Raw genomic sequence first — 13,572 nt, 5'->3', positions numbered from 1 at the left:
CCCGAAAGAACCAATCATTGATGAACAATTACCCACTCTATTTGATTAAAAACATCAAACCATAAAAGATGACATTCATCCTGAGCAGGAAGACTGGGCGGAAGGGTCATGAATGAGGAAAGGCCATAATAACAATCCGGCGTACGTGTTGCCTTCTGGCGGGTTATCTGTTTTCTACTGCATTAAATTACTTAATTCTGGCTGCAGCTTGGTCCGCAAAACATACATCATAATGGCACCAACCAGGAATGCAACGGCATCTGCAATGACGAGCGACCACACGACCCCGTGGAAGCCGTTCATTTGATTAGCAATATACAGCACAGGAATTAAAGTAATTCCTTGAATAACTGACATAATAAACGCGGCGGTCCCTTGCGCTGTTGCTTGGAAGATTCCCGTAAACAACGTGGTCATTCCTGAAATGAAGAGGGACAGGAATGAAACGTGAAGAATGTAGCTGCCCATCTCAATTAATTGTGGGTCATTCGTAAATAGACTAATCAAGTGGTCGGAAGTCAGATAGACAATGATGCCGAACGCGACTGCTAACGCCACAACCGCTTTGATCGTAAATCCAATGGTATGCTTCATGCGTAATTTATTCGCTGTGTAAGTAAATGCAATCAACGGTACGACTCCCTCGCATAAGCCCATCAAAATAAACTCTGGAAATTGCAATAAGCGTGATGAAATTCCGTACCCCGCTATGGCTTGATCCCCATATTGGGCAAGAAAGAGGTTCACGATCAGTGACATTGCACCCAAGAAAATACTCATAATAAAGACGGGTACTCCAATTTTAAATACATTGCTCAGAATGTCTTTGCTAACCATGAACCATTTTACGGAGATGGTTAAGTACTGGCTCTTATAACCCATATAAAAGGCGTAAAATACACTCGCTACCAAGTTAGAAATGACCGTCGCAGATGCAACACCCATCACACCCCAATGGAAGACGAAAATGACTAACGCATCAAGAATGATATTCACGACAACACTGAGAATCATACCGATCATCGACGTGATGGCGGCACCCTCCGAGCGCACGATATTCTCCAGGGTGAAGAATAATACGACGAATGGTGAGCCAATGAGCATAATCGTGACATAGTCCTTTGTAAAACCGAAGGATTCAGATGTTGCCCCTAGGCCATGGACGATTGGATCAATCAACGGGAGACCGGCGGCCATTACGATAACACCGAGAACTAAACTGCTGTAAAAGGCGAATGAAGATACATGCTTTACATCATCATATTTATTCTCTCCTAGCAAACGAGAGATGAATGTACCGCTACCCATGCCAATCAGATTGCCTAGCGCCATAATTACTGCGAATAGCGGCAAAGTTAGCGCAAGTGCGGTTAACATCGCTGTGTTGCCTAATGTACCAAGGAAATAGGCATTCAAGATTGAATAGATCACACTCATTGACGTGCCTAGCATCATCGGCACAGCGAAATGAGCTACGGCTTTTGCGATAGGTGCTTTTTCAAAGTAATGCAGGTTTTCTGTATCCATGTGGTTCACTACTTTCTTTGTTAATTTCGGTTTAGTCTAACAGTGTTAGATTGAACCTTACAGTGTTAGATGTTATCATGAACCCACGGACCTGTAAAGTATAAACCTACACTGTTAGATAAAAGGGCGGATACCAATGAAAAGACAGCAGCCTCAGATTTCGGAAGATAAGATTTTGGAAACTTCGTGGAAGCTACTCGGGGAGGAGGGCATTGAGAAATTCAGCTTGAGACGATTGGCCGATCGGCTGGGGATTCAGGCTCCCTCTCTGTACTGGTACTTTAAGAGCAAACAGACTCTTTACCAGCGCCTAGCCAACCAGATATCGAAAGTGATTCTGGAGGAGTTCGACTCCGAGGGGGACTGGAAGGAACAAATGGAGGGACTTGCGGTAACGGTACGAAGTGTGCTCCGCCGATACCCTTGCTCCACGCAACTCATGATGATGACGCTGCCTCACGAGCCGGACATGATCCGGTTCACCAACCGCATGCTACTCTGCATGGAATCGACGCCACTTGAGCAAGAGGAGAAATTACAAGCGGTTCTTACACTTGTGAACTATGTTTTTTACTTCGTGCTGGATGATTATCAACATCAGCGTAATATCTCCGCTGTTCTTAAGGACCAGGAAGTATTTCCGGAAGGGGAAATGCTCCCTCTTCTGGACTCTATGAGTGAGACGGAAGCGGGAATATTCCGCAGGATGTACAAGGGCGGAATGTTTGAGCTGATGGGAACCGACGGGGCGTTTGACTTCGGTTTGAAGCTGATTCTGTTGGGGATAGAGCAGGTAATAAAGGAACAGGAGAAGTAGATAGAATAGTGAAGTTGTAGTAAAAATGCTAAAAAGGACGAGAATATGGCTCTATGTTTTCTTAAATGGATGTTCCAATAAGGGTTTTCCGGAAATATATAAGAAAAGAAGAATAGGAGTTTAGCCCCTTTTTATTTTAGCCTTGTCAAATGAGCCAATCATGCATAATCTAACACATACCACAGAAGAGGGGGAAGAAACATGAGTGAAGTTGGATATGGAAATGGCAATGGCAATGTAGGGGGAATTGGTGGAGGATACGGTGGTTTCACATCCATCGGTGCAATTCTGGTACTCTTTATATTGTTGGTCATCATCTCCAAAGCTTTCTTAGTTTAATATCTAGCTTAAGAATGCCCGCCAGCTTTTGCTGGCGGTTTTTTAGTTGTTATCTGATTCATTCCGCAACTTGAGTGTAATTTAGTTCGTTCCAATCATTACAAATGCTGAGATAGAATATATAATACGATTAATTAAGTACATAATGAGGGAGGAATATATGGCTTCCAATTCTTTTCGGCAATTAACCGGCAACGCCAAGGGCTGTCTCATCTACGAACCGCTGTTTCTGATTCCTTACAGCATGTATGTCACCTACAGCTCCATCTTCATGTATCAGCTAGGGGTAACGGAAACAGGCATCGGCTGGATTACTTCCATCGGACTGCTTGTACAGGTGCTATCTTCTTTTCTTAGCGGATACCTTACAGACCGGATGGGGAGAAAGCGCGCTTTGCTCTATTTTGATGTGCTCAGCTGGAGCGTCGCTACACTATTATGGGCCATTTCTCAAAATTTCTGGTTTTTCGTATTCGCGGCCATTGTAAACGGGTTTCAAAAGGTGCCACACACCGCGTTTTATTGTCTGCTGGTTGAGGATACGGCACCGAAAGAAAGAACATACGTATTTACTTTACTGCAGCTCATTAGTGTAGTAGGGGGATTGTTTGCACCGCTTGGTGGTTTGCTGGTTTACCATTTTTCGCTCGTACCCGGGGTTCGGATCATGTTTGTCCTGGCCTGTATTATGATGACGATTCAGTTTATCGGACGCCATTATGCGACGAAAGAGACGGATATCGGTTATCGCAAAATGAAGGAAACCAAGTCAATGGGCATCAAAGAGGGAATGTCCGACTACTTGTCCGTAATGAAAGTGATGCTTCGCAGCCCAATGCTGCTGATCATATTTGGCGTCTATATCCTGTTTAACTTTCAGACAACGGTGAAGACGACTTACGTCTCCATATTTATGGTCGAATACTTGCAGCTTGGAAGTGGGTTGATCTCTGTTTTTCCAGCGTTCTCCTCTGTGATCATGTTAATGTTCATGCGCTGGATAATGCCCCGGATCAACGAGTCGCAAGTGAACCGTACCATGGTGTGGGGATTTGTCATTTCCGTTCTGTCCAATGTGATTCTCGTCATTGCTCCAAAAGGTGACCTGATCATACTAAGTGTGAGCACGATCATCGCTGCAATTGGAACAATGATGACCTATCCGTATTTGGAGACCGCAGTCGCAAATGCGATTGACGATGAGAATCGTGCCAAGATATTTGCTCTGCTTCAGGTGTTAATCCTGATCGTTATTTCACCTTCCGGTATTATTGGAGGCTGGGCTTATGGAATCGACCCAAGAATTCCATTCCTGCTCGTAGCAGGAGCGTTTGCGATAAGTATTCCCCTGATGTTATTTTATGCAAAGCAAAATCATCAGTTTCCATCCAATACGGGCTTGAATAATAACGACAGTTTCTGATTCGACTTTCACATAAACGTATTCATAAGCCGCTATGCATTTAGCGGTTTTTTTAGGGATCTTAGTAAACGTGAATTAATGTAATTGGTTGATTTTGTCAATGTAAAACGAAGACAAAATTTGCTAAAGTAATGTGAAAGGTACTCTAACTAATTACAGCTATCCGGGTGGAGGATTGGACGAGAAGTATGAGAGAATTTTTAAGTGAGCAGTCCATTGAAGCATTTAGATCGATCATTAATTACAATCCGGATGCGATCTTCATTGTTTCCAACGAAGGAAAGATCGTAGAAGTAAATGAAGGGGTCACGGAATGCTTAGGGTATAAGAAAGAAGATATTATGGGTTCTTTATACAAAGAACTATTTTGTCCGCATCAGCTTGAGTTGATAAGCCAGTATTTTTCTGAGGTTTTAAAGGGGGCATCCTGTCAATATGTTGCCGAAGCCCATCATAACAACGGAGATATAGTGTATTTGCAAATTAAGCAAGTTCCCTTGTTTTATGAGGGAAAGGTGAATGGTGTTTTTGGAGTGGCTAAAAACATTACTGAGCATAAGTTGCTTCTCAAGGCATTGAAAGAAAGCGAAGAGCGCTATCGATTGCTAGCAGATAACTCCCTCGACCTGATCCAACTGATTAATCTGGACGGTATTGTGGAATACGCTTCTCCTTCTCACAAAATGGTGCTTGGGTTTGATCCCAAAGAATATATAGGCAAATGGGTATTCTATCAACCGAATGAAGAAATGGATGAGAAATTCCGCTCCGTTTTTATGAGTATGCTGCTATTGCAAAAGCCCTTTACCTACGAGATACAGCGGCAGCATGAGCAGGGTTATCCGGTATGGCTAGAGTTGAAAGGAACGCCGATGTTCGATGAGAACGGTGATTTTAGAAATATGATGCTTGTCGGAAGAGAGATAACAGAGCGGAAAAAGTATCAGGTACAACTGGAGCAATTGAGTTATCATGATGCCCTGACTGGGGCACCTAACCGAAGATGTCTAAATAAAATGTTAAATGATGCTTTACTTGAAGCAGATGTTGGACAGCTAGCTGTCATGTTTGCAGATTTGGACAATTTTAAGCAGATCAATGATACATTAGGACATGATGCAGGCGATGAACTGCTTCGCCAATTTGTGAAGAGGGCCGGAGCTTGTCTTCAAGAACACGAGATTTTGGCCAGAATGGGTGGTGACGAGTTCGTCTTTGTACTCCCTCGAATTAAAGATACTTCAGAAGCCAGTATTGCGGCTGAAAACATCTTAGAAGCGCTGCAGCATCCTTGGCATTTAGGTGGGCAGGAGCTCAATACGACTTCGAGCATTGGCATTGCCTTTTATGAAAAAGACGATACCGTAAAAGAACTGCTTCAAAAAGCAGATGCAGCGCTCTATCTTGCTAAAGCGGAGGGGAAGAATACATATCGGATATTCTCCTTTGGTGATTCGTCAAATTCCTAACCGGACAACAAAACCCACCGAAGATAGCACTGAGATTGTGATAATCTGCGGCGGGTTTTGTGTATGAGGGATTCTTCGGAACGAATGGAAGGAGTTTAATCACTGGTAACTTCCGAAGGCAGAGTTAACTGAAAGATAAATATATTATCGGTATGTTTGAGCGATATGGAACCATGATGTAATTCGATGATGTTCTTTGTGATGGCCAAACCTAGCCCAGCCCCTGCTTGAATGCCCTCGTTGCTTCTGGAGTGATCCACCTTATAAAAACGATCAAAGAGTTGATCCTGTTGATCTTTCGTAAGAGGGATCCCTTTATTTTCGACCTCAATTACAATTTGATTGTGACTCGAGTTCAATCGAATGCTGATCGTTCCTGGTTTCAGGGAATATTTTAGAGCATTCATGAGAAGGTTATCGATGGCTCTGGCCATTTTGTCACTGTCTACGGACGTAATCATTGGTAAATCAGCGATTTCTTTTACGATTTGAATCCCCTGTTCTTGTGCAATGGGCTCAAATTCAAATGTTATTTGTTTTAATAGCTGTACAATGTCGATTCTTTTTAAATGGATATGAGCGTCCATTGAAGTAAGACGTGTGTATTCAAACAAGTCATCAAGCAATTTCTTCAAATGAAATGCTTTGTTATAGGTGTTTTGGACAAACCTGTTGTATTCATCTTCGTTTTGAAATGAATTGGATTTTAAGAGCTCGATGTATCCAATAATACTTGTTAGAGGTGTGCGTAAGTCATGTGAAATTCCTGTGATCATGTCCATTTTGGACTTTTCAATCTCTCGTTCCTTTGAAAGCTGCTGCTCTAAACGTTCTGTCATTCGATTAATGTTATGAGCGACCCGCCCGAGTTCATCCTGCCTTACAACAGGTACCCGATATTTCAAATTCCCTTCGGCAATCGTTTGCAGTCCTTCTTCCAGTGTAATTAAGTCTCGAACCATCTGACGTGTCAAAATCAAAAAAATCAATACAAAGGCTACAGTAAATAAGGGAGTAAGGATGTAAGGAAAAAAATCGCGAAACCAAAACCACTCCATAACCGTGCTTATTTTGAGAAAAAGCATGATACATAAATTGTTTATGACTGTAGCCATAATTAAACTTAATAACATCCTGATTAATATGTTGACCTGAATTTTCTTTTTTTGCTTTGGTCGATCTGCAGCTTCAGTCAATTTTGTAGCCAACTCCCCACACGGTCTTAATGTACTGAGGATCCCTTGGGAATTCCTCTATTTTCTCCCGTAAATTCCGAATGTGAACCATAACCGTATTATCCGAATACCCATAAGGCTCTTTCCAGACATTTTCGTAAATCTGTTGTGAACTGAAAACTTGTCCAGGGCGGCTGGCAAGCAGCACGAGGATGGAAAACTCCAGAGGCGTCAACGAAATGTCTCTTCCTTTCAGCCTCACCAGATGTTTGCTTTCATCAATAAGCAGATCCTTGATAATCATTAGGGAACTGAATTCTTCCTTGCCCAGTAAGGATTGACGCCGCAGCTGAGCCTTCACACGAGCAAGCAATTCGAGCGGGTTAAACGGTTTGATCATATAGTCGTCAGCCCCAGTGGTCAGACCGGTAATTTTATCAATATCTTCTTCCTTGGCTGACAACATGATGATGGGAGTGTTTGATATTTCCCTTATTTTGAGGCAGGTCTTGATTCCATCCATTTTAGGCATCATGATATCCAGGATTACCAGCTGAATGGATGATGTTTGAATGGCTTTAAGTGCTTCTTCACCGTCGGCGGCCTCAATGACCTGGTACCCTTCATTACGTAAATAGACATGAATGATATCTCGAATCTCCGATTCATCATCTACAACAAGAACAGTATTCATTATGACGCTCCTTCATTTTTTGCATGTTTATTATACATCCATAGTTTAAACTATAGTGTTTCCATCCTATTGATTTCCTTTTTTCGACAGACGTAAACGAAAGCAGGAGGGACGTTCCACGGTACGAAATCAATCTTTTCGATCATAAATTTCTCGGAAAGTTGCTTCTTCATCTGAAGTGAGTATTGAAATGCGATAAACAATCCCCCAGGTTTAAGTCCATTATAGATCTGTTCAACCAACATATCTCTGAACTCACGTTCAAAATTAAAAAAGGGAAGTCCGCTAAAGATGCAATCTAATTGTTGAATATGTTCTTGCTTCAATATATTAACAAGGTTAGCTGCGTCCGGGTAGCAGGCATACTCTGGATACTTTAGCTGTAAATCGTTCCTCATTGTATCATTCATTTCAAACAATACAACCTTGGCTGATTCACTTACGTGTTCGTGAATAGAATGGGTGATGGCACCCGTACCCGAACCGAGTTCTGCAACGGCACTCATCTCATGCCATGGAGCTTGCTCAACCATTTTTTTTGCCAGAAACCGAGAGCTTGGAATGATGCTTCCCACTCTTTTCGGACAGTGAATAAAGCTGCGTAAAAATAAGATGTTCTCATTAAGTTTCAATGGAATGTTCCTCCAATATCGTTGTTTCCTACAAACAATTGATTCTACGAGAATAATAACGAACAGAACTTAGGATTCACTGGGTATAAATCTGAAGAAATTCTAAAGAAGAATGGATTATGGAGAAACGATGAAAACCGGGGTCGGTCAGAATCAGCTGGAACTTAAACGGATGATTAGAAAAATAGTGAGTTGAAGGAATAATTTACTATTATTTTACACCTGGTTTATCATTCATTAATTAAATTCTTTTATACTTCGTTTTAGGAAACCGGTTACCTAAAATGTGCAGGGTGAGAGGGGTTTGAAGCGTTGATGAAAAGAAGGCTGAAAAGTGGCATACTCGCACTTTCTACAGTTTTTGCGATGGCTTTATCTGGTTGTTCGTCTCAGGCGGGAGCAGATCATACCATTCAAGTGTGGGCGATGGGCTCGGAAGGAAAACAAATGCAAGCGTTCGTAAAAGGGTTTGAAGAGGAACATAACATGAAGGTTGATGTACTCGCAATTCCGTGGGGAGATGCGCATGATAAGCTGCTTACGGCAGTTGCAGCAGGCAAAGGCCCTGATGTATTACAAGTAGGGAATACTTGGGTAGCAGAATTTGCTGAAGCCGGAGCTTTTCTTGACCTCACTGAACATTTAGACAAATATCCAAATCTTAATCCTGACAACTTCTTTGAAAGCGCTACGGCCACGACCATCTATGATGAAAAAACGTATGCAATTCCATACATCATTGATACTCGCGTATTGTTCTATCGTTCAGATTTACTTGCTGAGGTAGGGTATCCCAACGGTCCGGAAACCTGGGATGACATGCTTGATGCGGCAAAAAAGTTGACAGCACGGGGGGAAGGGAATTTCGGATTTGATATCGACAAAGGCAGTCACCATATCCCGATGATGATGGCCTGGGAACATGGCTGGGTCTACGACACGGAGAAGGGAGCAGATAACTTTAAAGATCCAAAATTTAAGGAAGCAATGGAGCTTTACAGTACCTTCTTTGCAGAAGGCTTGTCTCAACTGGAAGCCGGTAAAGAAACGGTTCAAGGGTTTACCGATGGTACATATCCAATGTTTATCAGCGGCCCCTACATGGTCAACACCATCAAAGAACAGGCTGCCGATATTGAAGGGAAATGGAATGTGCGAGTAATGCCTAAGGCAGAACAGAATACATCGATGGCTGGCGGTTCTCATTTTACGGTATTTGAAGGTACGGATAAAGTGGACGAAGCGCTTACGTTCATTAACTACATGACTGATCCGGAGACTCAAGTGGAATGGTACAAAGCAGCATCTACGTTACCAACTACGAAAAGTGCTTGGGAAGATCCAATGTTCGCTAATGACCCTTTCATGAAAGTATTTGGAGAACAACTGAACTCAACTCAACCGTTCCCGGTGATTGCGGAATATGAATTTATCGCATCCGAATTGCTGAAAACGCTTGAACAAGTGATTCGTGGCGGGGAGGATATCGACGAGGCTCTGGAAAGTTACCAAGAGGAAGTCCGCAAAATTTTGTCTGATTAATGAATCCGTATTGGGCAGGTGTGATTGAAGCGTTTACCATCTGCCCAGTTCATTTTATGAGGGGGAAAAGATGTATCGGTTCAGAACAAAAATGATTCCGTATCTGTTCGTAGCTCCAGCCATTCTTCTTTTGGCCATTTTTTCAATTGTTCCAATTATCGTATCCATATTCATCAGCTTCACGGATATGGACCTTGTTGGTCTGGCGAATTGGTCGAAAATCCATTTCATAGGCATCGATAACTTCATTGAGCTGTTTAATGACAAAGTCTTCATCGTTTCAATGTTAAATACAATGTTCTATGTATGCATTGGCGTACCTGTAGTCGTTCTGTTATCGCTTGTCGTAGCACTGCTTCTTAATTATGGGAACAAAGCATTCTTCTCTGCTTTTCGAACCATTTATTACTTACCCACGATAACTAATATCGTAGCTATAGCTGTAATTTGGAGTTATCTCTACAATCAGCAGTATGGTTTATTTAATTATTTGTTGTCCCTCGCAGGAACAGATTCTATACCTTGGTTAGAGAAGCCTTTTGTAGCTAAGATTTCTTTGCTCATCCTGGCCGTATGGCAAGGACTTGGGGTCAATATGATTATTTTTCTAGCGGCTCTTAAATCCATTCCCGAGATGTACTATGAAGCAGCCGAAATAGATGGTGCCAATCGCTGGCAGCGCTTGTGCCATATTACGCTGCCGTCCATCCGCTATGCCATTTTCTTTGTCGTGGTTACCAAACTCATTGGATGGCTGCAATTCTTTGAGGAGCCTTTTGTTATGACAGGGGGCGGGCCTCTGAACGGTACAATCTCAATGGCTTTGTTCATTTATCAGGAAGGCTTCCAATACAGTAAATTCGGATACGCCGCAGCATCATCTACGGTCTTGTTTGCAGTCATTATCGTCGTTACGATGATACAGTTTAAACTAAGAAGAGAAGAATAAAGACACCTGAGGTGAAGAAGCATGAAAAAACAATGGGAGGTTTCCATTTCGGCAGTTCTTTTATCCATAGGAAGCATGGTGATGGCTTTCCCTTTTTTATGGATGATATTGAACTCATTCAAGACGGAAAGGGAAGCATTAGCCATTCCGCCGACATTATTTCCTGAAACGTTCAGCTTTCAAAGCTACATAAATCTCTTTCAACGACTTGATTTTGATGTTTACCTTATGAATACGATGATCATTGTTCTATTTTCCATGCTGGGTCTCCTCCTTGATACGATGGCAGGATATGCATTCTCCAAGTTCCGGTTCCGAGGCAACCGCATATTGTTCATGATTGTATTGGCAACCATGATGATTCCCGGACAGGTCAAAATCATACCTATGTATATTATCATCAGCGAAATGAATTTGACGAATACGATGGCGGGTATTGTTCTACCAGGACTTGCATCCGCGTTCAATATATTTTTGGTACGCCAGTTTATGAACACCATTCCAGATGAACTCCTTGAAGCCGGTAGACTGGATGGGGCGGGAGAGTTTCGTATTTTTGGTCAGTTGGTGCTCACGATGTCGAAGCCCATTCTAGCTGTGCAGGCCATATTTACTTTTATTGGTGCTTGGAACAGTTTCCTATGGCCGCTGATTGTTGCCAATGATGATGCTTTGTTTACGTTATCCGTAGGCATGTCGCTGCTAAAAGGACAATATTCAACCGATTTTGCTCTGCAGATGGCAGGTGCCACATTTATGGTTATTCCTGTTCTCATTGTATATGTCTGCTTCCAAAAATATATCGTTCAAGGCTTTAACTTTACGGGGATTAAATAATGGATAAAAAACATACCATTCGTGATATCGCGAAACTGGCAGGTGTCTCGGCTGCAACAGTATCCAAAATAATGAATAATACGGGTAACATAAGCGATCAGACGCGTCAAAGAGTGAAAAAAATCATTCAGGATACGGGTTATGTTCCAACGTTTTCAGCCAAAACACTGGCTACGAATCGTTCCAAGTTGATTGGGGTTATTATTGGTGGTCAATTTAACGTGGGCTTTACGCATCCATTTTTCAGTCTTATTTTGAATAATTTCAAGGATTTTATTAGTGAAATGGGTTATGACTTTGTTTTTTTCTCGAAGGATAGGGATTATTTAGAAAGGTGTCACCACTACAATATTGACGGATGCCTGATTATGTCAGGTGATGAGACTGACGAAGGGAGCCGCCAGATAGATGAGAGTCACATTCCGGTCGTAGGTGTAGACATGATCCTCTCAGGTACAACATCGAGCTATATCATGACAGATAATTATATGATCGCGGAGAAAGTGGTCAGCCATGCTCATTTAAATGGGATACGTAAAATTGCTTTTATAGGCGGAAACGAATGCTCCTTTATAACTCAACAGAGAGAAAGCGGCTTTCGAAAGGCTCTACATCTTTATAATCTGGAGTGCAGGGAAGAATGGATCGTTTACGGAGATTATTTTGATCAAAGCGGATACGACTCCATGAACCAGATTTTGGACGGAGGAGATCTGCCGGAATTGGTCTTTGCTTGTTCGGACTTTATGGCATTTGGAGCCATAGAAGCTATCAAAGAACGAGGCATGCTTGTTCCGAATCGCATTGCGGTTATTGGCTGTGATGATATTGAAGCTTGTCGATTCACCACACCCAAGTTAACGACAGTTAGGCAGGATAAAAAAGGGATTGGCAGATTAGCAGGGCAGATGCTGATAGACTTGATCGAAAAAGGCGCATCGGGGCAAGCCATTATGGTTGAGCCCCAGCTTGTAATTCGCGAAAGCTGCAGGTGATTTTCATTCTGGTTATCCCATTGGCCCGTTACGAGTTCAAGACCAGTTGACAGAGTTACGCGAAGCAGACCTAAGATTTACTTCCACTGAAGTTGAGGCATTTACCCTTTCATGCCATAAAAGCAGCTGGCCCGGAGAATCAGATCATAGGAAAATCTGGAGGTAATGTTAGAAGCTAAGAGTCGCCATTTTGGCGACTTTTTGGTATAAGCCAAATAGCCAGTGAATTATCGCAATTCTACCTGCTCGTCATATAAAGAGTGAGAAGCCCAATTTGAAGGATCATGAAATTGGCCTACCTTCATATCGAGAACCTATTCGACTTGCATTTCGGCACCGAAGAATGACGTAAACGAAATATATCTGCGATCTGATTATTTCTATTTTTGAGCGTAAAACACCACGAAATCCAAATACTTATACATACAATCCGCCACGCTAAAACCAGCTTCCTCCAACCACAGCAACTGATCCTCCAACTTGGCATTGATATCCACTTTACGACGTTCGATTGAAGCCGAGATGGCTTCATCTGACAATCCGCTCTTATGAATGGCATCCAGCCAGCGATGGCGATAATAAGCGTCTGTCATTGGGGTCCTTCCCTGAACCTGATCTGCGTTGATGAAGAGTCCACCAGGTTCTAGCATTTTGTATACAGTGCCAAACACATTCTTCTTGTCAGCGTGGGTCAGATGATGAATTGAGAGAGAAGAAATGATCATATCGTAGGAACTGGTAAATGCATGTTTGGTATAATCTCCAACCACATACTGTACTTGATCTGTATCAGCAAATCTTCGGCGTGCCATTTCAAGCATTTTTTCACTAATGTCCATTAAGGTTATCCGCGCGTTTGGATATTTCTGCAGTAGCATTCCAGAGAGAAGTCCCGTTCCGGCACCCAGATCAAGAATACGCGGGTTGTCCTTGGAGCATTCCATAAGGTCCAGAGCCATTCCGTAAAAATCATTAAAACAAGGGATAAGCTGCTTTCGTTGCATATCATAGTCTTGGGCTACTTTATCAAACAAGTGCTTTACTGAAGGTTTCATGTATTTATGCTCCTTGAGGTTTTTTCAATATTTTACAGGAGAGAAATAAGAAGAGGAAATAGGGAATATGGATAAGTTCATAGGTCAGAACTATGAATATGTTCCGATTTCTGATTCA

13 protein-coding genes are annotated in these 13,572 nt (G+C 42.3%); 8 read left to right on the top strand and 5 right to left on the bottom strand.

Annotation, left to right across the window (positions count from 1 at the left end; genetic code table 11):
• Positions 1 to 174: 174 nt before the first annotated feature.
• Positions 175 to 1,527 carry an MATE family efflux transporter gene (locus tag HP552_RS29605; protein WP_175398930.1) on the bottom strand — a complete coding sequence of 451 codons (1,353 nt, stop codon included), beginning with the start codon at positions 1,525 to 1,527 and terminating at the stop codon, positions 175 to 177.
• A 136-nt stretch (positions 1,528 to 1,663) separates the two neighbouring features.
• Between HP552_RS29605 and HP552_RS29600 the strand changes: the two genes are divergently transcribed.
• The 4 genes from HP552_RS29600 (at position 1,664) to HP552_RS29585 (ending at position 5,575) form a co-directional block, all read left to right on the top strand.
• Positions 1,664 to 2,344 (top strand): TetR/AcrR family transcriptional regulator, encoded by a 681-nt coding sequence (locus HP552_RS29600; protein WP_175398929.1) that lies wholly within the window; start codon positions 1,664 to 1,666, stop codon positions 2,342 to 2,344.
• Positions 2,345 to 2,545: 201 nt separating this feature from the next.
• Positions 2,546 to 2,683, top strand: coding sequence for a hypothetical protein (locus tag HP552_RS29595; protein ID WP_175398928.1), 138 nt, complete (start codon positions 2,546 to 2,548; stop codon positions 2,681 to 2,683).
• Positions 2,684 to 2,843: 160 nt separating this feature from the next.
• Positions 2,844 to 4,106, top strand: a complete 1,263-nt coding sequence (locus HP552_RS29590) for an MFS transporter (RefSeq protein ID WP_175398927.1) — start codon at positions 2,844 to 2,846, stop codon at positions 4,104 to 4,106.
• Between the two features lie 188 nt (positions 4,107 to 4,294).
• Entirely contained in the window at positions 4,295 to 5,575 is a 1,281-nt protein-coding gene (locus HP552_RS29585) for a diguanylate cyclase domain-containing protein (protein WP_175398926.1), read from the top strand.
• Between the two features lie 95 nt (positions 5,576 to 5,670).
• Here HP552_RS29585 and HP552_RS29580 read toward each other — a convergent pair whose 3' ends face one another.
• The 3 genes from HP552_RS29580 to HP552_RS29570 are packed head-to-tail and all read right to left on the bottom strand — an operon-like array spanning position 5,671 to position 8,076.
• Complete coding sequence (locus HP552_RS29580) at positions 5,671 to 6,771, bottom strand: sensor histidine kinase (protein WP_246311106.1); 1,101 nt, start codon at positions 6,769 to 6,771, stop codon at positions 5,671 to 5,673.
• Positions 6,764 to 7,444, bottom strand: coding sequence for a response regulator (locus HP552_RS29575; protein ID WP_175398925.1), 681 nt, complete (start codon positions 7,442 to 7,444; stop codon positions 6,764 to 6,766). The genes HP552_RS29580 and HP552_RS29575 overlap by 8 nt, the downstream gene beginning before the upstream one ends.
• Before the next feature lie 50 nt (positions 7,445 to 7,494).
• A complete protein-coding gene (locus HP552_RS29570; RefSeq protein WP_175398924.1) occupies positions 7,495 to 8,076 on the bottom strand; it encodes a class I SAM-dependent methyltransferase in 582 nt (193 codons plus the stop codon).
• A gap of 315 nt (positions 8,077 to 8,391) precedes the next feature.
• Between HP552_RS29570 and HP552_RS29565 the strand changes: the two genes are divergently transcribed.
• The 4 genes from HP552_RS29565 to HP552_RS29550 all read left to right on the top strand — a co-directional run bounded on the left by HP552_RS29565 (position 8,392) and on the right by HP552_RS29550 (position 12,399).
• Positions 8,392 to 9,618, top strand: coding sequence for a sugar ABC transporter substrate-binding protein (locus HP552_RS29565; protein ID WP_175399159.1), 1,227 nt, complete (start codon positions 8,392 to 8,394; stop codon positions 9,616 to 9,618).
• A gap of 70 nt (positions 9,619 to 9,688) precedes the next feature.
• Positions 9,689 to 10,567, top strand: coding sequence for a carbohydrate ABC transporter permease (locus tag HP552_RS29560; RefSeq protein ID WP_175398923.1), 879 nt, complete (start codon positions 9,689 to 9,691; stop codon positions 10,565 to 10,567).
• Positions 10,568 to 10,588: 21 nt separating this feature from the next.
• Positions 10,589 to 11,404: a carbohydrate ABC transporter permease gene (locus HP552_RS29555; RefSeq protein ID WP_175398922.1), complete on the top strand. Its 816-nt coding sequence runs from the start codon at positions 10,589 to 10,591 to the stop codon at positions 11,402 to 11,404.
• Positions 11,404 to 12,399: a LacI family DNA-binding transcriptional regulator gene (locus tag HP552_RS29550; RefSeq protein WP_175398921.1), complete on the top strand. Its 996-nt coding sequence runs from the start codon at positions 11,404 to 11,406 to the stop codon at positions 12,397 to 12,399. The genes HP552_RS29555 and HP552_RS29550 overlap by 1 nt, the downstream gene beginning before the upstream one ends.
• 380 nt (positions 12,400 to 12,779) lie before the next feature.
• On the opposite strand, the gene HP552_RS29545 is transcribed toward HP552_RS29550, so the two are convergent.
• Positions 12,780 to 13,454, bottom strand: a complete 675-nt coding sequence (locus tag HP552_RS29545) for a class I SAM-dependent methyltransferase (protein ID WP_175398920.1) — start codon at positions 13,452 to 13,454, stop codon at positions 12,780 to 12,782.
• Between the last annotated feature and the right edge of the window lie 118 nt (positions 13,455 to 13,572).

The organism is Paenibacillus xylanilyticus, assembly GCF_013359935.1.
In the GTDB taxonomy this organism is placed as follows: domain Bacteria; phylum Bacillota; class Bacilli; order Paenibacillales; family Paenibacillaceae; genus Paenibacillus; species Paenibacillus xylanilyticus.
This window is presented reverse-complemented; position numbering and strand designations above follow the sequence as displayed.